Source organism: Pseudorhodoferax sp. Leaf274 (assembly GCF_001422445.1).
GTDB lineage: Bacteria > Pseudomonadota > Gammaproteobacteria > Burkholderiales > Burkholderiaceae_C > Pseudorhodoferax.
In genome coordinates this window covers 233,220-259,754 of sequence record NZ_LMNA01000001.1, presented here as the reverse complement: position 1 = coordinate 259,754, position 26,535 = coordinate 233,220, and the positions used below count along the sequence as shown (strand labels likewise).

At 72.7% G+C, this 26,535-nt stretch carries 24 protein-coding genes; 11 read left to right on the top strand and 13 right to left on the bottom strand.

The window, feature by feature from the left end:
- Positions 1-4 precede the first annotated feature (4 nt).
- Positions 5-718, bottom strand: a complete 714-nt coding sequence (locus ASF44_RS01165; RefSeq protein WP_056897346.1) for a GntR family transcriptional regulator — start codon at positions 716-718, stop codon at positions 5-7.
- A 92-nt stretch (positions 719-810) separates the two neighbouring features.
- The gene (locus ASF44_RS01160; RefSeq protein ID WP_200930537.1) at positions 811-1,272 is read right to left on the bottom strand and encodes a septal ring lytic transglycosylase RlpA family protein; all 462 of its coding nucleotides are present in this window, start codon (positions 1,270-1,272) and stop codon (positions 811-813) included.
- Between the two features lie 288 nt (positions 1,273-1,560).
- Here ASF44_RS01160 and ASF44_RS01155 point away from each other — a divergent pair, with 288 nt between their 5' ends.
- The 4 genes from ASF44_RS01155 (at position 1,561) to ASF44_RS01140 (ending at position 6,148) form a co-directional block, all read left to right on the top strand.
- The gene (locus tag ASF44_RS01155; protein WP_082524448.1) at positions 1,561-2,763 is read left to right on the top strand and encodes an acyl-CoA dehydrogenase family protein; all 1,203 of its coding nucleotides are present in this window, start codon (positions 1,561-1,563) and stop codon (positions 2,761-2,763) included.
- 39 nt (positions 2,764-2,802) lie between these two features.
- Entirely contained in the window at positions 2,803-3,651 is an 849-nt protein-coding gene (locus ASF44_RS01150; RefSeq protein ID WP_235579091.1) for an AraC family transcriptional regulator, read from the top strand.
- Positions 3,652-3,743: 92 nt separating this feature from the next.
- Positions 3,744-4,571: an SDR family oxidoreductase gene (locus ASF44_RS01145; RefSeq protein ID WP_056897345.1), complete on the top strand. Its 828-nt coding sequence runs from the start codon at positions 3,744-3,746 to the stop codon at positions 4,569-4,571.
- A 413-nt stretch (positions 4,572-4,984) separates the two neighbouring features.
- On the top strand, positions 4,985-6,148 hold the full coding sequence (locus tag ASF44_RS01140) for a ribosomal protein L7/L12 (RefSeq protein ID WP_056897344.1): 1,164 nt from the start codon (positions 4,985-4,987) through the stop codon (positions 6,146-6,148).
- On the opposite strand, the gene ASF44_RS01135 is transcribed toward ASF44_RS01140, so the two are convergent.
- From ASF44_RS01135 to ASF44_RS01120, 4 genes are read right to left on the bottom strand one after another with little or no spacing between them, the layout of a single operon-like run.
- Positions 6,145-7,161, bottom strand: a complete 1,017-nt coding sequence (locus tag ASF44_RS01135; protein ID WP_056897343.1) for a LysR family transcriptional regulator — start codon at positions 7,159-7,161, stop codon at positions 6,145-6,147. The genes ASF44_RS01140 and ASF44_RS01135 overlap by 4 nt on opposite strands.
- Positions 7,162-7,202: 41 nt before the next feature.
- A complete protein-coding gene (locus ASF44_RS01130) occupies positions 7,203-8,195 on the bottom strand; it encodes a tripartite tricarboxylate transporter substrate binding protein (protein ID WP_056897342.1) in 993 nt (330 codons plus the stop codon).
- Positions 8,196-8,229: 34 nt separating this feature from the next.
- Positions 8,230-9,429: an acyl-CoA dehydrogenase family protein gene (locus tag ASF44_RS01125; protein ID WP_056897341.1), complete on the bottom strand. Its 1,200-nt coding sequence runs from the start codon at positions 9,427-9,429 to the stop codon at positions 8,230-8,232.
- Positions 9,430-9,432: 3 nt separating this feature from the next.
- Positions 9,433-11,001, bottom strand: a complete 1,569-nt coding sequence (locus ASF44_RS01120; protein WP_200930536.1) for an AMP-binding protein — start codon at positions 10,999-11,001, stop codon at positions 9,433-9,435.
- A 249-nt stretch (positions 11,002-11,250) separates the two neighbouring features.
- Between ASF44_RS01120 and ASF44_RS01115 the strand changes: the two genes are divergently transcribed.
- Positions 11,251-12,228, top strand: a complete 978-nt coding sequence (locus ASF44_RS01115; protein WP_156374312.1) for a hypothetical protein — start codon at positions 11,251-11,253, stop codon at positions 12,226-12,228.
- Positions 12,229-12,243: 15 nt separating this feature from the next.
- Here the strand turns inward: ASF44_RS01115 and ASF44_RS01110 are convergent, their stop codons facing one another.
- Positions 12,244-12,990: a response regulator gene (locus ASF44_RS01110; RefSeq protein ID WP_056897338.1), complete on the bottom strand. Its 747-nt coding sequence runs from the start codon at positions 12,988-12,990 to the stop codon at positions 12,244-12,246.
- Between the two features lie 2 nt (positions 12,991-12,992).
- Here ASF44_RS01110 and ASF44_RS01105 point away from each other — a divergent pair, with 2 nt between their 5' ends.
- The 3 genes from ASF44_RS01105 to ASF44_RS01095 all read left to right on the top strand — a co-directional run bounded on the left by ASF44_RS01105 (position 12,993) and on the right by ASF44_RS01095 (position 16,800).
- Positions 12,993-15,545 carry an ATP-binding protein gene (locus tag ASF44_RS01105; protein ID WP_235579090.1) on the top strand — a complete coding sequence of 851 codons (2,553 nt, stop codon included), beginning with the start codon at positions 12,993-12,995 and terminating at the stop codon, positions 15,543-15,545.
- A gap of 115 nt (positions 15,546-15,660) precedes the next feature.
- Positions 15,661-16,317, top strand: a complete 657-nt coding sequence (locus ASF44_RS01100; RefSeq protein ID WP_056897336.1) for a glycine zipper 2TM domain-containing protein — start codon at positions 15,661-15,663, stop codon at positions 16,315-16,317.
- Between the two features lie 138 nt (positions 16,318-16,455).
- Positions 16,456-16,800 (top strand): hypothetical protein, encoded by a 345-nt coding sequence (locus ASF44_RS01095; RefSeq protein ID WP_056897335.1) that lies wholly within the window; start codon positions 16,456-16,458, stop codon positions 16,798-16,800.
- 94 nt (positions 16,801-16,894) lie between these two features.
- On the opposite strand, the gene ASF44_RS01090 is transcribed toward ASF44_RS01095, so the two are convergent.
- The 4 genes from ASF44_RS01090 to hpaH are packed head-to-tail and all read right to left on the bottom strand — an operon-like array spanning position 16,895 to position 21,015.
- Positions 16,895-17,833: a fumarylacetoacetate hydrolase family protein gene (locus ASF44_RS01090; protein WP_056897334.1), complete on the bottom strand. Its 939-nt coding sequence runs from the start codon at positions 17,831-17,833 to the stop codon at positions 16,895-16,897.
- Positions 17,830-18,711 carry an extradiol ring-cleavage dioxygenase gene (locus ASF44_RS01085; protein ID WP_056897333.1) on the bottom strand — a complete coding sequence of 294 codons (882 nt, stop codon included), beginning with the start codon at positions 18,709-18,711 and terminating at the stop codon, positions 17,830-17,832. The genes ASF44_RS01090 and ASF44_RS01085 overlap by 4 nt, the downstream gene beginning before the upstream one ends.
- 11 nt (positions 18,712-18,722) lie before the next feature.
- Positions 18,723-20,192 carry an aldehyde dehydrogenase family protein gene (locus ASF44_RS01080; RefSeq protein ID WP_056897332.1) on the bottom strand — a complete coding sequence of 490 codons (1,470 nt, stop codon included), beginning with the start codon at positions 20,190-20,192 and terminating at the stop codon, positions 18,723-18,725.
- A gap of 7 nt (positions 20,193-20,199) precedes the next feature.
- Positions 20,200-21,015 (bottom strand): 2-oxo-hept-4-ene-1,7-dioate hydratase, encoded by an 816-nt coding sequence (gene hpaH, locus ASF44_RS01075; RefSeq protein WP_056897331.1) that lies wholly within the window; start codon positions 21,013-21,015, stop codon positions 20,200-20,202.
- Between the two features lie 105 nt (positions 21,016-21,120).
- On the opposite strand from hpaH, the gene ASF44_RS01070 reads away from it, so the two are divergent.
- On the top strand, positions 21,121-22,053 hold the full coding sequence (locus tag ASF44_RS01070; RefSeq protein WP_056897330.1) for a LysR family transcriptional regulator: 933 nt from the start codon (positions 21,121-21,123) through the stop codon (positions 22,051-22,053).
- A 112-nt stretch (positions 22,054-22,165) separates the two neighbouring features.
- On the opposite strand, the gene ASF44_RS01065 is transcribed toward ASF44_RS01070, so the two are convergent.
- Positions 22,166-22,945 (bottom strand): SDR family NAD(P)-dependent oxidoreductase, encoded by a 780-nt coding sequence (locus ASF44_RS01065; protein ID WP_056897329.1) that lies wholly within the window; start codon positions 22,943-22,945, stop codon positions 22,166-22,168.
- Positions 22,946-22,999: 54 nt separating this feature from the next.
- A complete protein-coding gene (locus ASF44_RS01060) occupies positions 23,000-23,941 on the bottom strand; it encodes a LysR family transcriptional regulator (RefSeq protein ID WP_369820885.1) in 942 nt (313 codons plus the stop codon).
- Positions 23,942-24,031: 90 nt separating this feature from the next.
- Between ASF44_RS01060 and ASF44_RS01055 the strand changes: the two genes are divergently transcribed.
- Complete coding sequence (locus ASF44_RS01055) at positions 24,032-24,847, top strand: sugar phosphate isomerase/epimerase (RefSeq protein WP_056897327.1); 816 nt, start codon at positions 24,032-24,034, stop codon at positions 24,845-24,847.
- On the top strand, positions 24,844-26,535 hold the full coding sequence (locus ASF44_RS01050) for an FAD-dependent oxidoreductase (RefSeq protein WP_056897326.1): 1,692 nt from the start codon (positions 24,844-24,846) through the stop codon (positions 26,533-26,535). Before ASF44_RS01055 ends, ASF44_RS01050 begins: the two co-directional genes overlap by 4 nt.

Here is a 26,535-nt window from a genome sequence, read left to right as displayed (position 1 = left end):
GGGGTCAGGGCGCCGGCCGCGCCATGCGCGGCAGCGTGCGCTCGCCCGACTTCTGCAGGTGCCGGCGCATGCGCTTCTCGGCCAGGGCGGGGTCGCCGGCCAGGATGGCATCCGTGATGCCGCGGTACTCGGCCACCATGGCGCGCAGGTCGGCGCCCGTGAGCGCGTCATGGAACTGGGCGCGGAACAGGTGCGCGCGCGACTGCGGCAGCACGCGGTCGAGTTCATGGTTGCCGGCGATCTCGAACATCACCCGGTAGTAGTTGGCGCGCGCATCGAGCACGCGGCCCCGCGCCTCGGGCGTGTCCACGGCCACGAGCTGGCGGGCCGCTGCGGCGAAGCGCTGCGCGTTGTCGCCGTGGTCGATGTGGGCGGCGGCCAGCCGCGCCGCCAGGCCCGAGAGCACTTCCAGCACGTCCAGCAGGTGGCCCGCGTCCTCGCGCGTGAGCGAGCGGATCACCGCGCCGCGGTGCGGCGTGAGCTCCACCACGCCGCTGGCGGCCAGGACGCGCAGCGCCTCGCGCACCGTGCTGCGGCTCACGCCGAGTTCGCGCATGAGGTCGGCCTCCACGAGACGCTGGCCCACCGAGAAGCGGCGCAACAGGATGCCCTTGCTGATCGCGTCGGCCACGCGGTCGGGCGTGCTGCGCGGATGGCGTGCGGCGGCGGGCTTGGCAGCCGCCGCAGGCCCGGTGTCGACGTGGGGCGTGGTGCGCATGCCGTGGATTGTCAGGCCATCGTGGCGCAGGCGGCGGCGCCCGCCCGCAGCCGCTGGGCAGGGCGGCCGGCTCACACGCCGTCCGCCGCTTCTCAGCGCAGGGCCGGCGCGCCGTCGTCGGCGTGCAGCACTTCCAGCTGCGCCCGCACGATGCCGCGGCCCAGCATGCCCAGTTCGCGCGCGGCGGCGGTCGACACGTCGCCGATGCGGCTGGCGCCCCAGGCGCCGCGGTCGTTGACGCGCACCACCACGCTGCGCTGGTTCAGCACATTGGTCACGCGCACCAGCGTGCCGAAGGGCAGCGTCATGTGCGCCATCGTCATCTGGTCGGGGTCGAAGCGTTCGCCGCTGGCCGTCGGCCGGCCCGCGAGCCGGCGCGCGTAGTAGGTCAGCCTGCCTTCCAGTGCGTGCATGGTCTCGGCCACCAGGCCGGACGGCGCGGGGGCGGACGGCTGCGCACCGGCCGCCGCGGCGCAGGCCAGCAGCAGCGCGGTGCAGGTGCACGCGCGCATGCAGGAGCCGATGCAGGAACGGGCGAACGGTAGGAACTTCATGCGGCCCGCATTTTGGCGCAGGCGGCAGTGCCTGGGCGCAAGACGGCCGCCAGCGCGCCGCATACGCTCGCGTCAGCCGGCCTCCCGGGGCCCGAAATGCCTGCGCGCCCATCGCCGCGGACGCCGGAGAAACCCTGATGATTGTCTGACAATCCAGGCCTACCATTCGACGCCTTGCAACGGCCGGCGACGGCGCGCGCAAGCCCTGTTCACGGTGCAACGCGCACTCGCCAGACGGCGCCGCGCGCCGCACGCCATGCGGCTCCGGGGCCGCCCTGAAAGGACGATGTGTACGAGTTCTCGCCCAAGGTCCAGGACCTGCAGCAACGCCTGGCGGCCTTCATGGAGGCGCACATCTACCCCAACGAGACGCGCTACTACCGCGAGGCCGAGGAGCTCGGCCCCTGGAAGGTGGCGCCCGTGCTCGACGAGCTCAAGCCGCTGGCGCGCGACGCCGGCCTGTGGAACCTGTTCCTGCCGGTCTCCTCGCACGGTGCCGGGCTCACGAACTTCGAGTACGCGCCGCTGTGCGAGATCATGGGCCGCTCGCACCTGGCGCCCGAGGTCTTCAACTGCTCGGCGCCCGACACCGGCAACATGGAGGTGCTGGCGCGCTACGGCACGCCCGCGCACCAGGAGCGCTGGCTGCAGCCGCTGCTGGCCGGCCAGATCCGCTCGTGCTTTGCGATGACCGAGCCGGCCGTGGCCTCCAGCGACGCGACCAACATCGAGAGCTCCATCGTGCGCGATGGCGACCACTACGTCATCAACGGCCACAAGTGGTACACGACCAACGCGACCGACCCGCGCTGCGCGATCTGCATCTTCATGGGCAAGTCCGACCCCGACAACGCCGACCGGCACCGGCAGCAGTCGATGGTGCTCGTGCCCATGGACACGCCAGGCGTCAAGGTGCAGCGCGCGATCCCCGTGTTCGGCTTCTACGGCGTGCCCGACCGCGCCTCCGAGGTGGTGTTCGACAACGTGCGCGTGCCGGTGGCCAACATGCTGCTGGGCGAGGGCCGCGGCTTCGAGATCGCGCAGGGCCGGCTGGGGCCGGGCCGCATCCACCACTGCATGCGGCTGATCGGCCTGGCCGAGCGCATGCTCGAACGCATGTGCCGGCGCAGCCTCACGCGCACGGCCTTCGGCAAGACGCTGGCCCAGCAGGGCGTGACGCTGGAACGCATCGCCCAGTCGCGCATCCTGATCGACCAGGCGCGGCTGCTCACGCTGAACGCGGCGCACCGCATGGACACGGTGGGCAACAAGGCGGCCAAGGCCGAGATCGCGATGATCAAGGTGGCCGCCCCGCAGATGGCCTGCCAGGTCATCGACTGGGTGATCCAGGCGCACGGCGGCGGCGGCACCAACAACGACCTGGGCATCGCGGCCGCCTACGCCACGGCCCGGCTGCTGCGGCTGGCCGACGGCCCGGACGAAGTCCATTGCGCGCAGATCGGCAAGCTCGAACTGGCAAAGTACCGCTGACGTGCCCGCAGGCACGACGCAAGCAACAGGAGACAAGGCATGCAGATCGATTTCCATGGCGCGGCCCTGCAGGCCGGGCGCCGACCGCCCGACGCCGACTGGCAGCGCATGATGTGGATCAACGCCGACCGCGTGCTCTACCTGGGCCTGCTCGGCGAGCCCACGGTGCGCTGCTTCGGCGGCTTCTCGGTCTACCTCTCGCTGCGGGGCACGCACCGCATCTGCGTGGATGGCGGCGACTGGCAGGACAGCGCCGTCTCGGTCGTGCCGCCCTATGTGCGCCACCGCATCGTTTCTGGCGAACGCATGATCTGCAACCTCTTGGTCGAGGCCGAGACGGTGGACGTGGCCACGCTGCCGCTGCACCTGCGCGCGGGCCGCGGCGCGGTGGACGCGCCGGCGGCGCTGCAGCGCATGCGCGCGGCGCTGGACGTCCTGCGCCTGGCCGACAACCGGCGCTACGCCAGCACGGCGGCGTTCGACGAAGCCTTCTTCGGCGCGCCGCTGCGCGCGCGGCCGCTGGATGCGCGCGTGCAGGCCGTGCTGGACCGCATCAAGGCCGACCCCAACGGCCATGTCTCGGCGCAGCAATGCGCGGTGGCCGCGCACCTGTCGGTCTCGCGCTTCCTGCACCTGTTCAAGGCCGAGACCGGTTCGCCGTTTCGCAGCTTTCGCACCTGGCAGCGCGCGCGCAGCCTGCTGTACTACGTGACGCAGAGCAGCAACCTCACCGACATCGCGCTGGACGCGGGCTACCCCGATTCCACCCACTTCAGCCACTCGATCCGGCAGGTCTACGGGCTCACGCCCAAGTCCATCTTCGCAGGCAGCCGCAAGCTGGCGCTGTACGCCAGCGGCGCCGGGGTGCCGCGCTCGAGCTACCACTGAGATGAAACCACCCCCACGTTTCCCCGCTTCGCGTGGTCCGCTGCCCCCCGAGGGGGTGCGTCAGTCCCTTCGGGCGGCCGGGCGGCACTGACATGCAGATCGATCTCGACTACGCGGACCGCCATGTCGTGGTGTTCGGCGGCACCACGGGCATCAACTTCGGCATCGCCCAGGCCTTCGCGCGCCAGCGCGCGCGGGTCACCGTGGCCAGCCGCCGGCAGGAGAACGTGGACGCCGCCGTGGCCGCGCTGGCCGCGGTGCGCGAGGCCGGCGCGGAGGTGCACGGCGTGGTGGCCGACGTGCGCGATTTCGACGCCGTGGGCGCGGCCTTCGCGCAGTCGGTGCAGCGCTTCGGCCCGGTCGACGTGCTGGTCTCGGGCGCGGCCGGCAACTTCCTGTGCGCGGCGCAGGCCATGTCGTCCAACGGCTTCAAGGTGGTGGTGGACATCGACCTGGTCGGCAGCTTCCACGTGCTGCGCCAGGCCCATGCGCACCTGCGCAAGCCCGGCGCGTCGGTCATCCAGATCACGGCCCCGCAATCGTTCGTGCCCATGCGCTACCAGGCCCATGCGAGCGCGGCCAAGGCCGGCGTGGACCAGCTCACGCGCACGCTGGCGCTGGAGTGGGGCGGCGAGGGCATCCGCGTGAACTCGATCTCGCCCGGCCCCATCGACGGCACCGAGGGCTTCCGCAAGCTCATGGCGCCGACGGCCGAGGACCGCGCGTTCGCGCTGGGCCAGGTGCCGCTGCAGCGCTTCGGCAGCCTGGACGACATCGCCAACCTGGCGCTGTTCCTGGGCTCGCCCTACGCTGCCTACATCTCGGGGGCGCTGATTCCCTGCGACGGAGGCGGTGCGCTGGAGAGCGTCAAGCCGGCGCTGGAGGCCGCGGGGCGGCGCGGGCCGGGCGCGGCGGGCTGAGAAGCTGTGAACGAACCGCTCACACCCACGCGAGGCCCCCCATGACCGTCTTTTCGCAAGCCAAGCCTGGCGTCCGGGGCCTCGCCCTTCGGGCCGGAGCGCGCCAGGCCGCAGGCGGGCGTTGCAGTCCTTGCCCTGGCACCAGCCAGGGCGGCGGACTGCGCCTACGCCTGCGGCCCGCCGCACCCCGTCGTGGGCGCGATCGGTTCATTCACAGCTTCTGAGCACAAGCGGCTTCGAACGAGCGGCGCGAAGGCGGTAGGTCGCCTGCCGCGCCGCTACCGCAATCACGGGATGGTTGCCTGCGCACCGTCTCACCATACTCCGGCCAGTCTCCCGTGCGGCGCAGGGCGCGCCTGCATGGGAGCTTCCCTACTGAAGCTCGGAGGCTTGCGATGGTCAGAAGAACGTGCATGCGTGCTGCCGGGGTGGCCCGGGCGGTGGCCTGGGCGGCGTGCTGCGGGCTCTTGGCCGCCATGCCGTGGCAGGCGGCGCAGGCTGCGCCGATCGTGTTCCAGAAGGTGTCGGACAACGGCGCGGGCGAAGCTGCGGGCCGCTTCAGCGCGGCGCTGAACCAGGGCGGCAGCGGCAACCAGGCCGTGCTGCAGCTGTTCACCACTGCCGACCCGGGCGCCAGGATCACGGGCCTGTACGTGCAGGACACCACCGGCGCGGTCGCGCGCGACAGCCTGTCGGGCGGGCCGCTGGTGCGGCTGTCCGAGACCCGGCTGCACGAGGTGGTGCTGGAGAGCCCCGGCGCCAGCAAGATCGCGGTGATCAAGGCCCTGACCGACGCCCTGGGCATCAGCCTCGGCGAGGCCAAGGACCTGGTGGACCGCGCACCCACCGTGATCCGCACGGCGTCCACGCCCGATGGCGACGCGCAGCTCAAGCAGGCATTGGAGAGCGTGGGTGCCCGCGTGACGCTGACCAGCCGCCAGGACCCTTCGGTCCCGGCCGGCGCGAACGTGGGGGTCACCATGCCGGGCGCCGCGCCGACGGGCTACGACGTGGTGCTGGCCAGCGCCGGGACGAACAAGATCGCCGTCATCAAGGCGGTCCGCGACCTGACGGGCCTGGGCCTCACGCAGGCCAAGCAACTGGTGGACGACGCGCCATCCGTGCTGCTGGCCAACGCCAGCCCGGCCGAGGCGGCTGCGCTGCGGCAGGCCCTGCGGGAGAGCGGCGCCACGGTGGAGTTGAAGCCGGTCGGCGCCACCGCGGGGAACGGCCCGGTGGCCCTGCCGCCCGGCAGCGCGGGCATCGTCCCGGACTTCGGGCTGCGGTTCGCGTACGAGGATCCCGGCGCCGCGCCGACGCTGCAGCTGGCGCTGGACCTGGACACCATGTTCTCCGACCTGCTGGCCGCGTGGCAGCGCGGGCAGTTCCGGCTGGGCCTGGAGGTCACGGACGCGCTGGGCGCGGCCGATCTCTACCTGGCAGCCAACGACGTGCCGCCGGCCGAGGTGCCCGAGCCGCCGACGCTGGCGTTGCTGGCGCTGGCGTCGCTCGGGCTGCTGCGGCGTGCGGGCGCCGGCCGCGCGCGCGCCGCTGCCGCTGGCACGGCCGGCGCCTAGCGGGCGGCGCGCCCGGGCTTCGGACCGTGCCCGGCGGGCACGGCATCGGCCTCGCCCAGCCACTCGGCCTCCCAGCGGCCGCCTGCGATCAGCGTGCGCGCATGGGCCTCGATCGCCTGCACCACCACCCTGGCCGCGGCGTCCAGCGGCCGGTCGGCGGCGGTGGCCAGGCTGTAGCTGCGCTGCAGCTCGGGCTGCACCACGCGCGCCACCAGCCAGGGCGCGGCCTGGCGCCCGGCGTCGGGCAGCGCGCAGGCCGGCGTGAACGTGAAGCCCGCGCCGCAGGCGTAGAGCGAGCGGATCACGCGGGCCGAATCGTGCTCGTGGACGATGTTGAGCGGCACCTCCTGCGCGTTGGCGGCATCCTCCACGCGCTGGCGGATCGAGAAGCGGCGCGACTGCAGCACCAGCGGCTGCGCCGCCGCCGCCGCGAAGGCGATGCGCGGATGGCCTTCGCCTGCCGGCGCCGGCTGCAGCAGCGGCGCCACCGTGCCTTGCAGGTCGCGGCCGCAGAAGTACATGGCTTCGCGCGCGAACGGGCGGCAACGCAGGCCGTCGACCTGGGCCTGGTCGACCAGGATGCCGATGTCGGCGCGCCGGTCCAGCATGGCCTTGCGCACCATGAGGCTCAGGTCGTCGAGCACGAACACGCGGATGCGCGGGTGCGTGGCCTTCAGCCCGGCCAGCACCGGCCCCATCAGCAGCGAGGCGATCAGGAAGGGCAATGCCACGGTCACCGAGCCCTCGGGCCCCTGCGGCAGGCTGCGCACGCGCTCGCGCACGGCGGCAGCGTCCGACAGCAGCCGGCGCGCGTCCTGGTACAGCTGCAGCCCGGCCGGCGTGGGCGCCATGCCCGCGTGCGAGCGCTCGAACAGCTGCGCGCCGAGTTCTTCCTCCAGCTTGCGGATCTGCGCCGTCAGCGCGGGCTGGGCCACATACAGCGAGCCGGCCGCGCGCGACAGGCTGCCCGCTTCGAGCACGGCGATGAAGTAGCGCAGGGTCCGCAGTTCCACGGTGGCCGACTGTAAGGCCGGGCGGCCTGCGCCCCCTGGGCTCACATGGGTTCCAGGCCCACGCGCTTCATCATCGCCTCGGTGAACGCGATCTCCCGCGTGAAGCCGCGCACGTAGTCCTCGCCGTCCTGCATGTCCACGCTGCCGCCCTGGGCCAGCAGTCCCTCGACCACGCGCGGCTGCTGCAGCGCGGCCCGGAACGCCGTGCGGATGCGCTCGACCACGGCGTCCGGCGTGCCGGCCGGCACCGAGATGCCGCCCCAGGACGCGAGCTCGACACCGGGCACGCCGGCCTCGGCCAGCGTGGGCACCTGCGGCAGCATGGGATTGCGGCGCGTGCCGGCGACGGCCAGCGCGCGCAGCTGCCCGGCCTTGATCTGCTGGTAGGGCACGGACAGGATGGGCGTGCCGAACACCACCTGCCGGCCCAGCACGGCGTTGACGAGTTCGGAAGCGCCCTTGTAGGGCACGTGCAGAGCGCGCGCATCAAGCGCGCTGAGCAGCAGCTCCACGCCCAGGTGCGAGGGCGTGCCCACGCCGCCCGAAGCGTACTCGAGCTTGCCGGGCGCGGCGCGCAGCTTCGCGGCCAGGGCCTGCACGCTGTCGATGCCGGAATCGGCATGCACGATCAGCACGATGTCCGCGCTGGTCAGCCGCATCACGTGGCGGAAGTCCTTGAGCGCGTCGAAGCCCGGCTGCCGGTACATGCGCATGTTGGCCGCCATGGGCGCGGCCGAGTAGACCCAGGTGTAGCCGTCGGCCGGCGCCTTGGCCGCCATGCGCGCACCGATGTTGCCGGCCGCGCCACCCCGGTTCTCGATCACCACGGCCTGGCCCAGCAGCGGGCCCACGGCCTCGGCCAGGATGCGGGCGGTGTTGTCGGGCGCGGTGCCGGCCAGGTAGGGCAGCAGCCATTTGACGGGGCGGCTGGGGTAGGGCTCGGTGGCATGGGCCCGTTTCGCGGCGGGGGCGAGGGCCGCGGCCAGGCCGGCGCCCAGCAGGGCGCGGCGTTGCGGGTTGAATGGCGTTGTCATCTGTCTGTCTCCGGTGTTTCTCGGCAGGCGCTGCTCAGGCGGACGCGAGCAGTTCCTTGGCGATGGTGTTCTTCTGGATCTCGCTGGTGCCCGTCAGCACGCGGTACATGCGCAGCATGCGAAACAGGAACTCCACGCGCCGGCCCTGCACGATGCCCTCGCCGCCGTGGATCTGCACGGCCCGGTCGGCCACGCGGAAGGCGGTCTCCGAACAGAAGAGCTTGGCCATCGAAGTCTCGGCCCGCGCGGCGCCGCCGGCATCCAGCGCGCGGGCGGTGCCCAGCATCAGCGCGCGCGCCGCGGCGAGTTCGGTCGCCATGTCGGCCAGCATGTGCTGGATCGCCTGGAACTGCGCGATGCTGCGGCCGAACTGGCGGCGCTGCAGCGCGTAGTCGCGCGCATCGCGCAGCGCCAGCTGCGCCAGGCCCAGCATGGCCGGGCAGTGCAGCAGCCGGTTCACGCTGATGCGGCCCAGTGCCAGCGCCAGGCCGCGGCCCGGCGCGCCGATGCGGTTGGCCAGCGGCACGCGGCAGTCCTCGAGCACGATGTCGCCCGTGCTGCTCTGGCCGGCCATGGTCTTGTAGCCCGTTTCCACGCGCACGCCGGGGGCGTGCAGGTCGACGAAGAAGGCTGTCACCTCGCGCTCGTCCGCGTCTTCGGCGGCGGTGGAGGCCAGCAGCACGGCCGCGTCGGCGAAGGGCGAACCCGAGATGAAGCGCTTGCGCCCGTTGACGACGTAGTGCTCGCCGTCCAGCACGGCGCGGGTCTGCACGGCACCGGCATCGGAGCCGGCCTCGGCCTCGGTCAGCGCGAAGCAGATCGCCATCTCGGCCTGGGCCACGGGCACGATGAATTGCGCCATCTGCTGCGGCGTGGCCTGGCGCGCCAGCGCACCCACGCGCGGCGGGCCGCTCAGTTCGCCGAACACGTGCGGCGCGAACGGCGAGCCGCTGGCGTAGATGGCCTCCTTGACCAGCACATGGTCCAGCACCGGCAGGCCGAGCCCGCCCATCTGCTCGGGCAGCGTCATGCCGTAGAAGCCCATCGCATGCGAGCGGCGCCAGACCTGCTGCAGCAGCGCGCGGTCGGCGCCGTGCTCGTGGTCGACGCCGTGCGCGCGGGCCAGTTCGGCCAGCTCGCCGTGCAGGAAGTCCTGCACGCGCGCGATGATCTCGGCGGCGCGCGGGCTGCCTTCGAAGGGGCCGTCGAACAGGGGTTTGGATGCGGTCGTCATGGTTCAGTTCACCTTGCGTGCGTGGTTGGCCCAGTACGGCGCCTGGATGGCCTTGCGGGCCACCTTGCCGTTGCTGTTCTTCTCCAGCGCGGCGACGAACTCCAGGTGGCGCGGCCGCTTGAAGCCGGCCAGCCGTTCGGCGCAGAACGCGTCGAGCATGCCTGCGTCGGCCGCCTGGCCGGGCCGCAGCACCACGTGCGCGGCGACGGACTCGCCCCATTTGTCGTCGGGCACGGCGAACACGCAGGCCTCGGCCACGGCGGCATGCTGGTACAGCACGGCCTCGACCTCGGACGGGTAGACATTGAAGCCGCCGCTGATGACCATGTCCTTCTTGCGGTCGACGATGTAGACGAAGCCTTCCTCGTCCACGCGCGCGAGGTCGCCCGTGTGGTAGCGGCCGTCCTTGAGCACCTCGGCCGTGAGTTCGGGCGCGCGCCAGTAGCCGGCGAACACGTCCTCGCCACCGACCACGATCTCGCCGATCTCGCCTAGCGCCACGGGCCTGCCGTCGTCGCCCAGGACCTGCACATCGCATTCGAGCAGCGGACGGCCGCAGGAGGCCAGGCGCTCGGGCCGCGCGGCGCGGGCGTGCAGATGGTCTTCCACCGTGAGGCCGCACACGCCCGAGGTGGTCTCGCCCGCGCCGTAGCCCTGCGACAGCACGGGGCCGAACACGTCCATCGCGCGCAGGATGCGCGCCGGTGCCATGGGCGCGGCGCCGTAGCCCAGGCGCTGCAGGTCGGGCAGCGGGCGGTACTGGCCTTCGAGCTCGCCCAGCAGCATGTTGACCATGGTGGGCACGAGGAAGGTGTGGGTCACGCGCTCGGCCCGCATCTCGGCCAGGAAGCGGCCCGGCTCGAAGCCGCTGAACAGCCGGATGGTGGTGCCGCTGCACAGCGCGGGCACCAGCTGCATGCCCGATGCGTGCGTGATCGGGCCGACCAGGCCCAGGATGTGGTCGGGCCGCGTGGTGTCGGTGCGCATTAGGAACTTGCGCAGCTGCGCGAGCCGGTTGCCGAAGGTCTGCATCGCGGCCTTGAGCACGCCCGAGGAGCCCGAGGTGTAGTGCAGCACGGCCAGTTCGTCGGCGTGCACGGGCACGGCCTCGAAGACGTCGCTGGCGCGCGCGAGCAGGGCCTCGTAGCCGGTCGCGGCCGGGCCGTCGAGCAGCAGCAGGCGCGGCATGGCGCCGCGCACATGCGGGCGGAAGGCCTCGGCGCGCGCGGCCGTGGTGATGACCAGGGTGGCCTCGCTGTTGTCCACCGTGGCGCCGACCTCGGCCGGCGACAGCCGCGCGTTGAACGGGGCCTTGACCAAGGCGGCCTTGTAGCAGGCCAGCTCGGTCTCGACGATCTCGGCGCAGTTGGGCAGGTAGATGCCGACGCGGTCGCCGCGCGCCAGGCCCAGGCCCAGCAGCGCATGGGCTAGGCGGTTGGACCGCGCATCGAGCTCGGCGTAGCTCAGGCTGCGTTGCGGGGTCACGATGGCCGGGCGTGCGGCATGGCGCTGCGCGCTGCGGGCGACGAGGGCACCCACGTTGGTCACGGGGCGGGGGGCTGGGGCGTTCAAGGGCTGGTCTCCTGCTGTTGCCACGGCGCTTTGCGCTGCGGTGCAGGCACTGTTGCAGAACGCCGGCCATCACGGAAATACGGATTGCTGATGCGGAGCCATCGATTCGGCTGATGGCCTGCCCGGACGCTGCGTTGCAAATGTCATCGAAGCGGCGGCCGCTGCAACGGCGCCGCAGTGCGCGCGCGCCACAGTGCGGCCATGGCAGGGCGGCCCGCCCTGCCTTTGGCCCTGCTGCAGGAGACGCGCATGCCCGAACCCACCACCCCCCCACGCCGCCACGGTGCCGCCCGCCTGCTGCTGGCACTGGCCTGCGCCGCCACCCTCGCAGGCCCCGCGCTGGCCGCCGACGCCAGCCTGGACCAGGTCTACCAGGCGGCCCATGGCGGCCATGTCGACCAGGCCCTGCAGATGATGGACCCGGTGCTGCGCGACCACCCCAACAGCGGCAAGGCCCACTATGTGGAGGCCGAGTTGCTGGCCCAGCAGGGACGCCTGGGGCCGGCGCGCACCGAACTGGCCACCGCAGAGCGGCTGGCGCCCGGCCTGCCCTTCGTGCAGGAGCAGTCGCTGCAGCACCTGCGCCGCGTGCTGGACGGCCAGCCGGCCGCTGCGGCAACGAACCGCATGCCCTTGACCATGCCCGCGGCCGAGGCCGCCGACGGCACACGCGGCCGGCCCCTGGCCTGGGGACTGGCGCTGGCGGTGGCCTGCGGCGCGCTGCTGGGCTGGCTGCTGACCCGTGCCAACCGCCCGCGGCCTGCGCCGCAGGGGCCGGCCATGGCGCCGATGGCACCCATGACTCCGATGACGCCGATGGCCAGCGCCGCCGGCCCGGCCATGGCATGGCCGCGCAGCACGGCACAACCCGATGGCGTGGTGCCCTGGGGCGGCGCGCCCGCAGCCCCGGCGCCGGCCAGGCCCGGATGGGGTTCCCAGGTGGCGGCCGGCGTGGCCGGCGGCCTGGCGGCCGGTGCAGCCGCGGTGGCAGGCCAGGAACTGGGCCGGCGCCTGTTCGGCCACGAGACGGCTGCGGCGCCGGCGGCGGTGCCGTTCACGGCCGCGCCGGTGCAGGGCTCGACGGGCGCGACAGGGGCCATGGGCGCACCGGCCGCGGACGCCTGGTCCGATCCCGAACCGGACTTCGGCATCCGCGATGCGGGCGGTGGCTGGGACGATGGCCCGGAAGCCGATGCCGGCGGCCTGGGCGGCAACTGGGACGTCTAGGCGCCCGACGGGCTTTCAGTAGAGCGTCTCGACGCTCGCGTTGAACAGGTAGCCCGCGCCGCGCTCGGTCAGGATCAGCTGCGGCGCGAACGGGTCGGCCTCGATCTTGCGGCGCAGGCGCAGCACCTGCACGTCCACCGTGCGGTCGTAGACCTCGGCGTTGTGCAGGCGAGAAAGCTGCAGCAGCTGGTCGCGGCTCAGCACGCGCTGCGGTGCGCTGCAGAAGGCGGCCAGCAGGCTGAACTCGTTGTTGCTGAGGTCCAGCTTGCGGCCGTCGGCGCTGGCCAGCTTGCGCGTGCGCAGGTTGAACTCCCAGCCCGCGAAGCGGTAGGCGCGGCGCTTGTCGTCGCGGCCGGCCAGCTCGGTCTGCACGTGGTAGCGGCGCAGCACGGCGCGGATGCGCGCCAGCAGCTCGCGCGGGCTGAAGGGCTTGGTCACGTAGTCGTCGGCGCCCAGCTCCAGGCCCATCACGCGGTCGGCTTCCTCGGCCTTGCCGGTCAGCAGCACGATGGGGATGCCGGCGCGTTCGCGCAGCGCGCGGGCCAGCTGCATGCCGTCCTCGCCCGGCATCTTGAGGTCCAGCAGCACGAGGTCGATGGCCTCGCGGTCCAGCAGCTCCAGCATGGCCGCGCCGCTGGCCACGGCCGAGACGCGCAGTTCGTTGGCCGCCAGGTACTCCAGCAGCAGCTCGCGCACGGCAGGATCGTCGTCGACGACGAGGATGTGGCCTGCGGGCGTGGCCGGCGGGGGCGTGGCGGACATACTTGGGAACTTCCGATGTGCTCGATGCGATGGACGATTCCACTATAGCGGCCCTGCCGCCCCGTTCCGGCCGTGCCCATTTGCGCGGCGTGGCGGCCGTGTTGCTGGTCGAAGCGCTGATCCTCGCGGCCGTGGCCTACGGCCTGTGGGTGCTGCGCCAGCAGTCGCTGGACGGCGAGCTGCGCCGCCTCGGCTCGCTGGCGGCGGCCATGGCCACGCAGGCCGATGCCGGGCTCGATGTGGCCGAGGCCACGCTGCGCGCCACCGGCACCGAGGTCGTGGAAGGCCTGCTGCAGACCGGCACGCCGGCCGCCCAGGCCCTGCTGCGCACGCGCATGGCGGCGCTGCCCCAGTTCCGCGCGCTGACGGTGGCCGACGCGGCCGGCCGGGTGGTGGCCAGCTCGGCGCCCGGGCCGCTGCCCACCGGCCTGCTCGCCGACCGCGACTTCTTCCACGCGGCGCAAAGCAGCACGGCGCCCAGCCTGTTCGTGGGCAGCCCGTTCCGCAGCCGGCGCGATGGCCGGCTGCTGATCGGCGTGTCCATGGGCTGGCACGCTGCCGACGGCAGCTTCCAGGGCACGGTGGCGCTGCTGGCCAACCCGGAGTTCCTGGACGGCGATTTCCGCCGCATCGCGCCGGCCGTCGACACCAGCCTGGCGATCTACCGCAGCGACCGCGTGCTGGTGTCCGACGGCCCGGGCGACGGCAGCGCCCAGCTGCTGCCCACCGCCGTGACCGACGCGTTGTGGGACATGCCCGCGCCGCACCGCGTGCGCCTGCCCGACGGTCGCGAGCGCCTGGTGGCGGCCCAGCAGCTGCGCGGCCATCCGCTCATGGTGGTGGTCGCGCGCGACCTGCAGCCGGCCCTGGCCGACTGGACCGAGCAGGCCTGGCTGGTGGTCGCCTTTGCGGCGTCGGCGCTCACCGTCACGCTGTTCCTGCTGGTGCGCAACGTGCGCGAGCAACGGCTGCGGCTGGCCGCCCAGGCCAGCCTGGCGGCCGAGCAGCAGCGCGCCGTGCGCGCCTTCCAGGCCGCCCAGGAAGGCAATTGGGAGTGGAGCCCGCGCAGCGACCGGCTGCACCTGTCGCCACGCATGAAGGAGCTGCTGGGCCTGCCGCGCGACGCGGCCGTGGAAGGCGCGGCCCAGGCCCTGCTGCGCACGCAGGCGCACCCGCGCGACCTGCGCGTGCTGCGCCATGCGCTGGCGGCCCATGCGCGCGGGCGCGTGCCGCTGTTCGACGCCACCGTGCGCATGCGCCGGCTGGAGGGCGGCTGGCGCCATGTGCGCCTGCGCGGCAACGCATGGCGCGGCGCGGCCGGCGCGGCGCAACTGTTCTCGGGCATGGCCACCGACGTCAGCGACGAGGTCGAAGGCCGCGCGCGCGAGCGCCAGCTCGAGGAGCAGCTGCAGCGCGCGCGCCGGCTCGAGGCCATCGGCACGCTGGCCGGCGGCGTGGCGCACGACTTCAACAACATCCTGGCCTCCGTGATCGGCTATGGCGAGCTGGCGCGCACGGCCGCGGGCGACGGCTCGGACCAGGCGCGCCAGATCGACCAGGTGCTGCAGGCCGGCCAGCGCGGCAAGGCGCTGGTCGAGCGCGTGCTGTCGTTCAGCCGCGGCGCGCCCCACGTGGCGCAGCGCTTCGTGCTGCAGCCCGTGGTCGAGGAGGTGCTGCAACTCATGGCGGCCTCGCTGCCGGCCGGCGTGACGCTGGCGCCCGAGCTCCATGCGCCCGGCACCGTGCTGGCGGGCGACCCCACGCTGGTCTACGAGGCCGTGCTCAACCTGTGCACGAACGGCGTGCAGGCCATGCCCGACGGCGGCGCGCTCCACGTGCTGCTCGACGTGGAGCAGGTGGACACCACGCGCACGCTGTTCGAAGCACAGCTGCAGCCCGGCCGCTACGCGCGGCTGCGCGTGCAGGACAACGGCACCGGCATCGCGCCGCAGGCGCTGGACCGCCTGTTCGAACCCTTCTACACCACCAAGGGCCCGCGCAAGGGCACGGGCCTGGGCTTGGCCGTGGTGCACGGCGTGGTGGCCGAACTCGGCGGCGCCATCGACGTGCAGAGTCGGCCAGGGGAGGGGGCCTGCTTCACGCTGTACTTCCCGTGCCTGGATGTGCCGGCGGACGCCGCGGCCCCGGCGGGCGGCGGCGCCGTGCCGCTCGGCCAGGGCGAGGCCGTGCTGGTGGTGGACGACGAGCCCGCGCTCGTGGCGCTGGCCGAGGAGATGCTGGCCGGCCTGGGCTACGAGCCGTTCGGGCTGGTGTCCAGCACCGAGGCGCTGGCGCGCTTCACGGCCGCGCCCGACCGTTTCGACCTGGTGCTGACCGACGAGCGCATGCCCGGGATGGCCGGCACCGAGCTCGTGGCGGCGCTGCGCTGCGTGCGCCCCGACCTGCCCGTGGTGCTGGCCAGCGGCTACGGCGGGCCCGAGCTCGCGCAGCGCGCCGCCGCCGCCGGTGTGCGCGTGCTGGTGGCCAAGCCGCTGGCGCGGGCCGAACTGGCGCGGGCCATGGCGCAGGCTTTGCAGGCCGGGTTGCAAACGTAACCGGCCCGGCGCCTGGCCGCATGGCGGCGTAACCGGGCGCGCGCACAGTCGATCCCAACGGAGCCGCTGGCGCATGGCGCACCCGGCCCGTCACGGAAACGAAAGGGAATCCGCCATGAACAGGATCTCGCAACGCCGGGCCATCCAGGCCATCCAGGCCATCGCCGCAGCCGCCGCGCTGCTGGCCGGCAACGCCATGGCCACCGAATACGGCACCGTGGTCTCCAAGACCGCCGTGTACAGCCAGGTGGCCGTGCCGGTGCAGCAGTGCGTGCAGCAGGACCAGGTCAGCCGGGCCCAGCCCAGCGGTGCCGGCGCGCTGATCGGCGCCCTCGTCGGCGGCGGCGCCGGCAACCTGATCGGCCACGGCGGCGGCCGGGCGCTCGCCACCGGCGTGGGCGTGCTGGCCGGTGCCATCACCGGCAACAACGTCGAGGCCAACGGCGCGCCGAACGTGGTGACGCCCGTGCAGACCTGCCACCAGGAGCAGCGCGTGGAGAACCGCCTGGTCGGCTTCGACGTGGTGTACGACTACAACGGCCAGCGCTACAGCACGCGGCTGGCCAGCGACCCGGGCGACCACGTGCCGCTCAACGTCAGCGTGACGCCGGCCAACACGGTGGTGCAGCCGGCCCCGGTGGCCTACAGCACCACGACGGTGCTGCCGGCCGTGGCGGTGGCGCCCGCGCCGCTCATCGTGCAGCGCCCCTGGGGCCCGCCGCCCGTCGGCCTGGAGTTCGACACCGGCTGGGGCGGCCGCCACTGGCGCTGAGGGCCGTAGCGGCCATCGCCTGCCGCACGCCAGCCCGGTTGCAGATGCAACCTCGGCGGCCAGCGGCGTAGCCGCCAGGACATGCGCGCGGCGCACCATGAAGACATTGCAAGGCAACCCACCTGAAAGGACAGCACCATGTACAACGACACCGCTTCCCATTCGGCCCTGCTGGGCGCCATCGTCGGCGCCGGCGGCTACGACGCGCACCTCGAATCCGCTGCGCAGCACGTCTCGCACGAGGCCGCCGAGCGCGCGGCACGGCACGATGTTCAGATGGCCCAGGTCGAGCTGTATTGCGACCACCGGGCCCAGGCCCTGGTCGCCATCCGGCACGCCATGCAGCTGCTCGAAAGCTGCGACGACAAGGCGCTGGAGCCCCAGCTGGCCAAGCTGAGCGAGGCCGCCTGGCATGTGCGCCACAACGAGAGCCTCGTGGCCGTGGACCTGCTCGACGAGGCCAAGGTCCAACTGCACAGTTGATGCACAGTTGATGCACAGCTGACCGAGACTGGCGCGGCGCGGCGCGGCGCTGCGCGGCGCGGGCGGCCCGCGCACCGCGTCGCGCGGCAGAGCGTCAGGCGGTCTCGCCCCGGGCCTTGCGCAGGTTGTCCTTGAGCAGTTGCGGCACCCGCTCGTCGAAGCCCAGCGCCACGCGGCGCACCTCGGGGCTGTCGGTTGGCGCATGGCCCACGCCCAGCGCGGATGCGCGCGGCGCGGCCACGGCCACCACCGTGCCTTCGATGCGGCCGATGCCCGTGATCTCGCAGGCCACCGTCTGCCCCGCATCCACGCTGCGCGAGTGGCAGGGCGTGCCCATCAGGATGACGTCGCCGGGCAGCAGCGTGATGTGCCGCGCGATGTCGGCCACCACGTAGTGCGGGCCCCAGATGGTCTCCTCGCCGATGTGCGCCTCCTGCACCAGCAGGCCATTGACGAACGTGCGCAGCGTCTGCGCGAAGATGTCCACGCCGCGCACGATGCCGGGCCCGATGGGCAGCAGCGTGTCGGCCCCCTTCACGCGCAGCATGCTGCCCTGGTCGGTGTCGCGGAAGTCCTGCAGGCCCATGTCCAGCGCGGGGCAGAAGCCCTCGATGTGGTCCCAGGCCTCGTCGGGCGTGACGTTGCGGCAGGTGCGGCCGATCACCACGGCGTACTCGCCCTCGTAGTTCAGGTAGGTGCAGTCCGCCGGCTTCAGGATCTGGCCCCTGTGGCCGTTCAGCGCAGTGGGCGGCTTGGTGAAGTAGGTGGGCGTGTCGGTCGGCTTGTCCTTGTTGCGCGTCTCCAGGCTGCGCGAGCGGTAGCTGATGTGCACGGCGATGATCTTGCTGGGATCGACGGGCGGCAGGTAGCTCTGCGCCTCGGCATCCAGCAGCCGGCCGTCGTCCAGCCGCAGCTGGCCATCGTCCTGCAGCGTGCCCCAAAAGGCGGAGCCTTGGACCAGCACGCGGCGGCGCTCGGTGCGCGGGCCGCGCAGCACGGCGGGCAGCTCGGCGAAGGGAAATTCGAAGTTCATGGGGTCGCTTCCTGCATGCCGAACCAGATGTGGACGTTGCCCGTGCCGCGCGCGTTCTCGTAGGCGGACAACTGCTCTCCCTTGGCGCGGCAGGCCGCACCGCCCAGCGCACCCAGCATCTGCAGGTAGTGCGCGCCGAAGGCCTCCCAGGGCTTGCTGCGGTAGTCGCCGTCCCAGCGCTCCAGGACGAGGTCGTGCCGGCCCTCGGCCATCAGCGCGATGGCCTGCTTGTCGCTGGCGATGTTCTCGGGCCGCGCCACGTTGCTCTCGTGGAAGATGCGTGGGTGGTTCGGCTTCCAGTCGATGCCGTTGAACTTGTGCGAGAGCGCGCCCGAGGCCAGCAGCAGCACGCGGTAGGGGCTGCGGCGGATGGCCTCGCCGATGACCTCACCGGAATCGAGGAACTGGCGCCACTCGCAGTTCTGGCAACTGCTCACGCTGACCACGGGCAAGCCCGCCAGTTCCAGGCGCAACTGCTTGACGAGGTTGATGGTCGGGTACTGGCGGCCCAGGTCGGGGTGGCCGATGGCGCGGTGGTAGCCGCGCATCTCGCGCGAGAGTTCCTCGATGGCGTAGGCCAGCGCGGGCAGGCCGGTGTAGTCGTAGGGCACGCCGTGCAGGTACCACGGCATCTCGTCCGAGGTGTACAGGCCGCGGTAGTGCGCGCCCGCATCGACGAGGTGGTAGCCGGTGGTGAACCAGTGCGTGTCGAACACCATCACCACATCGGGCTGCACCTGCGCGATCTTCTGCCGCAGCCGTGCGTAGCCCGCGATGAGGTCGGAGTCCTCGCCGGCGCCCTGCAGGCGGCGGAACTCCTCGCATTGCATGAGGCCGGGATGGTGCGATACCAGGGCCGCGCCGACGATCTGTCCCATGTCGTGTCTCCTCAGCGGTGGGAAAAGCTGGCCTTGAACGGCTTCTTCGGCACCACCACGTCCTTGATGTCGCAGAAGAACTCGAAGCTCCAGTCGCCGCCCTCGCGGCCGATGCCGCTGCGCTTGATGCCGCCGAACGGCGCGGCCAGGTCGCGGATGCCGAAGCTGTTGACCCAGATGAAGCCCGTGCGCACACGCTCGGCCACGGCCGTGGCGTGCGCGGTGGCGCCGTAGCACACGCCGCCCAGGCCGTAGTCGGTGCCGTTGGCCAGCGCGATGGCTTCGTCATCGTCGCTGAAGGTCTGCAGCGTCAGCACCGGGCCGAACACCTCGTTCTGCACGATCTCGTCCGTCTGCTGCAGGCGCGTGAGCATGGTGGGCTGGAAGTACTGTGCGCCGAAGTCGTGCGGCGCGCCGCCCCACAGCAGCTGGGCGCCGCCCGCCACGGCGCGCTGCACGAAGCCCTGTACGCGCTCGACCTGGCGCGGGTGGATGATGGGTCCGACCTCGGTGGATTCCTCGCGCGGGTCGCCGACGGTCAGCTTCTCCACGTAGCCGCGCATCGCGGCGGTGAAGGCGTCGGCCACCTTCTCGTGCACGAGAAAGCGCGTGCCGGCCAGGCAGACCTGGCCCGCGTTGCGGTACATCAGCGCGCCGGTGGCGGCCGCACCGTCGAGGTCGGCATCCTCCAGCACGATGAACGGGCTCTTGCCGCCCAGCTCCAGGCTGCAGGGCACGAGGTTGGCGCCCGCCGCCTGGGCAATCAGCTTGGCCGTGGGCACGCTGCCCGTGAACGAGATGCGCGCCACGCGCGGGTCGGCCACCAGCCGCGCGCCGGTGCGGGCGCCCGTGCCCTGCACCACGTTGAACACGCCGGGCGGCAGGCCCGCGGCGTGCGCCGCGTCGGCCAGCAGCGAGCAGGTCAGCGGCGCCCATTCCGGCGGCTTCAGGATGCAGCAGTTGCCGGCCGCCAGGGCCGGGCCGAGCTTCCAGGTCGACAGCATCAGCGGCGCGTTCCAGGGCGTGATGATGACCACCACGCCGGCCGGGTCGTGCCGGACGATGTGGTGCGCCTGCTCGGTTTCGATGGGGCGCTCCTGCAGGCTGAGCGCATGCTGCGCGAACCAGCCGATGTTGAGCATGGCGCGCGGCACCACGCCATGGCGCATGCGCGAGAGCAGCACGCCGGCGTCCACGCTCTCGAGCCGGCAGAAGGCGTCGGCACGGCGGCCGATCTCTTCGGCGAAGCGGTCGAGCAGGGGCTTGCGCTCGGCCGCGCCCAGCGCGCTCCAGGCCGGGAAGGCCTGCTCCGCGGCGGCGATGGCGGCGTCGGTGTGCACGGCCAGCCCTTCGGCGATGCGGCCCAGCGGGCGCTGGTCGATGGGGCTGAAGAGTTCGAAGCTCTCGGTGGACGGCACGCGGCGGCCATCGATGTAGTGGTCGGGGGAAACGGCGATGCCGTCGATGTCGAGCATGGTCATGGGCCTTTCAGACGAAGCGCAGGCTGATGGCGCCCAGCGGGCCGTAGTCCGCATGGAACACGTCGCCTGCCGCGCAGGCCACGGGCCGCGTGAACGAGCCGCCGAGCACGGTTTCGCCGGCCGCCAGGCCCTCGTCGAAGGCCGCCAGCTTGTTGGCCAGCCAGGCCACGCCGTTGCCGGGGTGGTTGAGCACGGCCGCGCCCAGGCCCGATTCCTCGACCACGCCGTTCTTGAACAGCAGCGCGCCGGCCCAGCGCCAGTCCACCGCGTCCACCCGCATCGGCCGGCCGCCCAGCACGATGGCGGCGTTGGCCGCGTTGTCGGCGATGGTGTCCAGCACCTTGCGTGGGGCCTTGGTGTCGCGGTCGAACTGCTCGATGCGCGCGTCGATGAGTTCCAGCGCCGGCACCACATAGTCGGTGGCATTGAGCACGTCGACGAGCGTCACGCGCGGGCCCTTGAGCGGGCGCGCCAGCACGAAGGCGAACTCCACCTCCAGCCGGGGCACCAGGAAGCGGTCGGCGGGCAGCTCGCTGCCGCAGGCCACCACCATGTCGTCCAGCAGCAGGCCGTAGTCGGGCTCGGTGATCTGCGAGGCCTGCTGCATGGCGCGCGAGGTCAGGCCGATCTTGTGGCCGATGGCGTGGCGGCCCTCGGCGCGCTTGATGTCCATCCACGCGCGCTGGATGGCGTAGCTGTCGGCCATGGTCATCTGCGGATGGCGGCGCGAGAACTGCGTGGCGGGCCGGCGCTCGCGTTCGGCCGCGTGCAGCTCGCGCGCCAGCTCGGCATGCAGCGCCGCGGGCAGGGCGGGGGTGCTCATTCGGTGTGTCTCCTTTGGTGGATGCGGCGCAGTGTGCGGCGCCGCGATCATCCGCACAAGCAATGGAATACGCCCAGTCATCAAGCATGTCTTGATAATGGCCGCATGCCCTTGACCCGCATCACGCTGCGCCAGCTGGAGGCCTATGCCGCCGTGGCCGAGCTGCTGAACTTCCACGCCGCGGCCGAGCGCCTGGGCCTGACGGCGCAGGCCGTGAGCCAGCTGGTGGCAGAGCTGGAGGCCGTGCTCGGCTTTCGGCTGTTCGACCGCACGACGCGGCGCGTGGCGCTGTCCAGCGCCGGGCGCGACTACCTGGCCTCGGCCGAGACCGTGCTGCGCCACGTGCGCGCGGCCGAGAGCACGGCGGCCGACGTGCGCCACCGTGCGGCCGGCGTGGTGCGTGTGGGTGCGCCCATGGTGCTGGCCGCCAGTGCCTTGCCCGAGGCCGTGCGCGCCTACGTGGCCGGGCGGCCCAAGGTGGTGGTGCGCATCCACGACCTGCCCGTGGAGGGCCTGGTCGAGGCCGTGGCCAGCGGCGACGTGGACCTGGCCGTGGGCCCGGACCGCCCCGTCGGCGACCAGGTGCAGCGGCTGCCGCTGTTCGACAGCCCGTGGGTGCTGTGGTGCGCGGGCGACCATCCGCTGGCCCGGCGCGCGCGCCTGCATTGGCACGACCTGCGCGACGCTGCGCTCGTGGCCGCCGGCCGCGACCACGAGCGCAGCGTGGCGATGATGCGGCTGGGCGCGCCCGAGGACGCACGCATCGTCCCCGTGCAGGTGGTCGAGCACATCAGCACCGCGCTGGGCATCGCGGCGCAGGGCCAGGCCGCGACGCTGGCGCCGGCCTACGTGCAGGTGCTGGCACGGCACTTCGGCCTGGTGATGCGTCGTGTGCTCGGGCCGGAGACGGTGCGCTCGGTCGGGCTGTACCAGGCGCTGGGACGCCAGGCCTCGCCCGCGGCGCTGGGCTTTGCCGAGCACCTGCAGGCGTGGCTGCCGCAATGGCATGCGGGGCTGGAGGCGGCCTCGGATCGGTGAGCAGGGGATTGCGCAGGCAAGCTGGCCGGGGTGCACGCACGCCGCGCGGAAGGGGCGCGGAAAGGGTGCGTTAAAGAAGGCTTGAAAGGCGCGCTGCAGCGCGCCCGGCATGTCAGGCGCGCGTCAAGCGCAGGCCGCCGTCGATCAGCAAGACCTCGCCCGTGGTCTTCGCCGCGCCGACGCCGAGCCACCAGGCGGCCTGTGCCACGTCTTCGGGCTGGATGACTTCTTCCAGTGCGGCGCGCTGCTTGTAGCTCTCCACGGCCGCGGCGTAGGCCACCTCGCCCAGCCCGTTCTTGAGCCAGGGCGAGTCGACCAGGCCCGGCGCGATGGCGTTGACGCGGATCTTCGGCCCCAGCGCGCGCGCCAGGCCGATGGTCATCGCGTTGAGCGCGCCCTTGGACGCCATGTACGCGATGGACGAGCCCGTGCCCATGAACGAGGCGATGGACGAGACGTTGACGACCGCGGTGACGGGGTGCCGCTCCAGCAGCGGCACGAAGGCGCGCGTCATCTGGTAGGCGCCGACCACGTTGACGGCGTAGATGCGCTGGAAGTCGTCGGCCTCCAGGGCGTCGAGGTTCTTCAGCGGCACGAAGCGCGTGGTGCCAGCGTTGTTGACCAGCACGTCGGCCCGGCCCCAGCGCGCCTGCACCTCGGCGGCCAGCCGCCTGCAGTCGGCATCGCTGGAGACATCGGCCTTGACGACCAGCACTTCGGCGCCCAGGGCGCGGCACTGCCCGGCCACCTCGTCGGCCGGCGCCGGATCGCGCGAGTAGTTGACGGCCACGTCCCAGCCGTGGGAGGCGTACAGGCGGGCGGTGGCCGCGCCGATGCCGGAGGAAGAGCCGGTGACGACGCACACCTTGCGTGCGGTTGGTGGAGTGCCCATGGTGGTCCTTGTTCGGTGGCCGGCCAGTATCGGGGGCGATCGTGGGCCGGCGTGTCACCCACGGCCGTGGATGGCATGCGAGCGCCGCAGCGCGAAGGGCCCGTCGCCGGCCAGTTCCTCGCGCAGGAACTGCACGCAGGCGCGCACCTTGGCCGAGTGGCTCAGCCGCACCGTGCTGGCAGCCCAGATGTCGGCCGGCTGCGTGGTGCCCGGCAGCACGGGCACGAGCCGGCCGGCGGCCAGGTCGTCGTGCAGGTCCCAGTCGGCCTGCAGCACGATGCCGTGGCCGTCCAGCCCCCAGCCGCGCACGATCTCGGCGTTGTTGGACGCGAGCCGGCCCGTGACCTTGACCTTCTCCTCGCCGCTGGGGCCGGCCAGGCGCCAGACGCCGAAGGCCTGGTTGCGGTCGCGCAGCACCAGGCAGTCGTGCCGGCTCAGCTCGGCCACGCTGGCCGGTGCGCCGCGCCGTGCGAGGTAGCTGGGCGCGGCGCAGAGCAGGCGCGCGCCGGCCGCGAGCTGGTGCGCCACGAGGTGCGGCTCGTCGACGGCGCCCACGCGCACGTCCAGGTCCACGTTCTCGGCGATCAGGTCGACACGGCGGTCCACCGCGTCCAGCGTGATGTCCAGCGCCGGGTGGCGCTGCGCGAGCTGCGAGAGCAGGGGGCCGATGTGGCGCCTGCCCAGGCGGAAGCTGGTGGTCACGCGCAGCGTGCCGCGCGGGTCGAGCCGCCCGCCGGCCACGGTCTCGCCCAGGTGGTCCACGCCCTGGAAGATCTGCTGGGCCGAGGCGTAGACGCGCTCGCCGTCCTCTGTCACCGTCACGCGCCGTGCGGCGCGGTGGAACAGCGTGACGCCCAGCGCCTTCTCCAGCAGGGCGATGCGCTTGCTGACATAAGCGGGCGAGGTGCCCAGCTCGGTCGCGGTGGCGGCGAAGCTGGCCTTGCGCGCTGCGAGGCAGAACACACGCAGGTCGTCGAGCTGGAAGTTGAGGTTCACGGTTCGTGAATCATAGAACCACATGTGGCTGCTTGTTCGCGCGAAGTGTCGTCAGTAGAGTGCCGCATTCCCACCGGAGACACCACACGCATGAACCGCCCGATTTCGCTGGCCGCCCTCACGGTGCTGGAGCTGGCCCCGCCCGCCATGGTGCGCTGCGCTGCAGACGCCGGCTACAGCCACATCGGCATGCGCCTGATCCCTGCGACCGCCACCGAGCCACAGTACGACATCGTGGGCGACACGCCGCTCCTGCGCGAGGTCGAGGCCGCCCTGGCCGACACCGGCGTGAAGGTGCTCGACGCCGAGATCTTCCGCATCCAGCCCGGCAAGCGCGCGGCCGACTATGAGGCGGCCATCGCCACCGCGGCGCGGCTGGGCGCGAGCGAGTTGCTGGTGGCCGGCAACGACCCCGACGACGCGCGCCAGATCGCCGCCTTCGCCGCGTTCTGCGAGCTGGCCGACAGCTACGGCCTGGGCGCCGTGCTGGAGTTCATGCCCTGGACGGATGCGAAGGACCTGGCCGCCGCCGCGCGCATCGTGGCGCGCAGTGGCTGCGCCAACGCGGGCGTGCTGATCGACCCCTTCCACTTCAGCCGCTCGCGGAGCCGGCTGGAGGACATCGCGCGCGTGCCGCACACACAGCTGCGCTACCTGCAGTTCTGCGACGTGCCGGCCGCCATTCCGCCGAGCATGGATGCGATCCTGGCCCAGGCGCGGGCCGAGCGGCTGTTCCCGGGCGAGGGCGCGCTGGACCTCGTGGCGCTGCTGCGCGCCGTGCCGGCCGGCATCCCGCTCAGCATCGAGGTGCCGACGCAGGCGCTGGCGCGCACCGTGGACGCCACGGAGCGCGCGCGCCGGGCGCTGGCCGCCACGCGGCGCGTGCTGGCGCAGGTGGGCGAATGAAGCGCATCGACTGCGACCTGCTGGTCGTCGGCTCAGGGGCTTCCGGGTTGTCTGCTGCCGTCACCGCGGCTTGGCACGGCCTGAAGGTCGTGGTGGTCGAGAAGGCCCCGGTGTTCGGCGGCGCCACGGCCTGGTCGGGCGGCTGGATGTGGGCGCCGGGCAATCCATTGGCGAAGCGCGCTGGCATCCACGAAGACCCGCAGCAGCCGCGCACCTACCTCCAGAACGAACTCGGCCCGCACTACGACGCCGCGCGCGTGGATGCGTTCCTCGACAACGCGCCGGCCATGGTGACGTTCTTCGAGCAGCACACGGCCCTGCAGTTCGTGGACGGCAACGGCATCCCCGACATCCACGGCCAGGTGCCCGGCGCGGCTACGGGCGGCCACCAGCTCATCGCCGCGCCTTACGACGCACGCGAGATCGGCGCGCTGAACAAGCAGCTGCGCCCGACCATGCGCGAGACCTCTTTCCTGGGCATGCCCATCATGGCCGGCGCCGACCTGGGCGCTTTCCTCGGCATGACACGCTCGGCCAAGTCCTTCCTGCACGTGGCGGGCCGCTTCGTGCGGCACCTGCGCGACCTGGCGCTGCACGGCCGCGCCATGCACCTCGTCAACGGCGTGGCGCTGGTCGGCCGGCTGGCCAAGTCGGCGCAGGACCTGAACGTGCAGCTGATCGCCTCGGCCCCGGCGCAGCGGCTGCTGGTGGAAGGGGGCGTGGTGCGCGGCGCCGTCGTCGCCACGGCCGGTGGCGAGACCGAGATCCGCGCCAGCCGCGGCGTGGTGCTGGCGGCCGGCGGCTTTCCGAACGACATCGCACGCCGGCAGGCGCTGTTTCCGCGCACGCCCACGGGCCACGAGCACCTGGCGCTGCCGCCAGAGAGCTGTTCGGGCGACGGCATCCGCCTGGGCGAGGCGGCCGGCGGCATGCTGGCCACCGGCCTGGCATCGCCCGTGGCCTGGGCGCCGGTCTCGCGCGTGCCGCATGCGGACGGTTCGGTCGGCCACTTTCCGCACATCATCGACCGCGGCAAGCCGGGGGTGATCGGCGTGCTGTCCAACGGCCGGCGCTTCGTCAACGAGGCCGGTGGCTACCACGACTACACCGCGGCCATGGTGGCGCAGGCGCCTGCGGGCGAAGAGGTGTGCTCCTGGCTCGTCTGCGACCACCGCTTCCAGCGCCTGTATGGGCTGGGCCATGCGCGGCCCTTTCCGCTGCCCGTGGGCCCGGCCGTGCGCAGCGGCTACCTGCAGCGCGGCGCCACCATCGAGGCGCTGGCCCGGGCCTGCGGCATCGCGCCGGCCGCGCTGGCCGAGACGGTGCAGAACTTCAACCGGCATGCGCGCCTTGGCGAAGACCCCGAGTTCGGCCGCGGCTCCACGCCCTACAACCGCAAGATGGGCGATGCGCTGCACACCGGCCCCAACCCTTGCGTGGCGCCCATTGCGCAAGGCCCGTTCTACGCCGTGAAGGTGTTGCCGGGCAGCTTCGGCACCTTCGCCGGCCTGCGCACCGACGCGCAGGCGCGCGTGCTGGGGGTCGGTGGCGCGCCCATCGGCGGCCTGTATGCGGTGGGCACCGACATGGCCAGCGTGCTGGGCGGCTGCTACCCCTCCGGCGGCATCAACCTGGGCCCGGCGATGACCTTCGGCTACATCGCGGGGCGCCACGCGGCCGGTGCGTAG

What these genes read in the sequence shown, in the direction of transcription:
- ASF44_RS01165 (WP_056897346.1), bottom strand. Translation starts at nt 718, where the DNA reads ATGCGCACCACGCCCCACGTCGACACCGGGCCTGCGGCGGCTGCCAAG.
- ASF44_RS01160 (WP_200930537.1), bottom strand. Translation starts at nt 1,272, where the DNA reads ATGAAGTTCCTACCGTTCGCCCGTTCCTGCATCGGCTCCTGCATGCGC.
- ASF44_RS01150 (WP_235579091.1), top strand. Translation starts at nt 2,803, where the DNA reads ATGCAGATCGATTTCCATGGCGCGGCCCTGCAGGCCGGGCGCCGACCG.
- ASF44_RS01145 (WP_056897345.1), top strand. Translation starts at nt 3,744, where the DNA reads ATGCAGATCGATCTCGACTACGCGGACCGCCATGTCGTGGTGTTCGGC.
- ASF44_RS01140 (WP_056897344.1), top strand. Translation starts at nt 4,985, where the DNA reads ATGCGTGCTGCCGGGGTGGCCCGGGCGGTGGCCTGGGCGGCGTGCTGC.
- ASF44_RS01130 (WP_056897342.1), bottom strand. Translation starts at nt 8,195, where the DNA reads ATGACAACGCCATTCAACCCGCAACGCCGCGCCCTGCTGGGCGCCGGC.
- ASF44_RS01125 (WP_056897341.1), bottom strand. Translation starts at nt 9,429, where the DNA reads ATGACGACCGCATCCAAACCCCTGTTCGACGGCCCCTTCGAAGGCAGC.
- ASF44_RS01115 (WP_156374312.1), top strand. Translation starts at nt 11,251, where the DNA reads ATGCCCGAACCCACCACCCCCCCACGCCGCCACGGTGCCGCCCGCCTG.
- ASF44_RS01110 (WP_056897338.1), bottom strand. Translation starts at nt 12,990, where the DNA reads ATGTCCGCCACGCCCCCGCCGGCCACGCCCGCAGGCCACATCCTCGTC.
- ASF44_RS01100 (WP_056897336.1), top strand. Translation starts at nt 15,661, where the DNA reads ATGAACAGGATCTCGCAACGCCGGGCCATCCAGGCCATCCAGGCCATC.
- ASF44_RS01095 (WP_056897335.1), top strand. Translation starts at nt 16,456, where the DNA reads ATGTACAACGACACCGCTTCCCATTCGGCCCTGCTGGGCGCCATCGTC.
- ASF44_RS01090 (WP_056897334.1), bottom strand. Translation starts at nt 17,833, where the DNA reads ATGAACTTCGAATTTCCCTTCGCCGAGCTGCCCGCCGTGCTGCGCGGC.
- ASF44_RS01085 (WP_056897333.1), bottom strand. Translation starts at nt 18,711, where the DNA reads ATGGGACAGATCGTCGGCGCGGCCCTGGTATCGCACCATCCCGGCCTC.
- ASF44_RS01080 (WP_056897332.1), bottom strand. Translation starts at nt 20,192, where the DNA reads ATGACCATGCTCGACATCGACGGCATCGCCGTTTCCCCCGACCACTAC.
- hpaH (WP_056897331.1), bottom strand. Translation starts at nt 21,015, where the DNA reads ATGAGCACCCCCGCCCTGCCCGCGGCGCTGCATGCCGAGCTGGCGCGC.
- ASF44_RS01070 (WP_056897330.1), top strand. Translation starts at nt 21,121, where the DNA reads ATGCCCTTGACCCGCATCACGCTGCGCCAGCTGGAGGCCTATGCCGCC.
- ASF44_RS01065 (WP_056897329.1), bottom strand. Translation starts at nt 22,945, where the DNA reads ATGGGCACTCCACCAACCGCACGCAAGGTGTGCGTCGTCACCGGCTCT.
- ASF44_RS01055 (WP_056897327.1), top strand. Translation starts at nt 24,032, where the DNA reads ATGAACCGCCCGATTTCGCTGGCCGCCCTCACGGTGCTGGAGCTGGCC.
- ASF44_RS01050 (WP_056897326.1), top strand. Translation starts at nt 24,844, where the DNA reads ATGAAGCGCATCGACTGCGACCTGCTGGTCGTCGGCTCAGGGGCTTCC.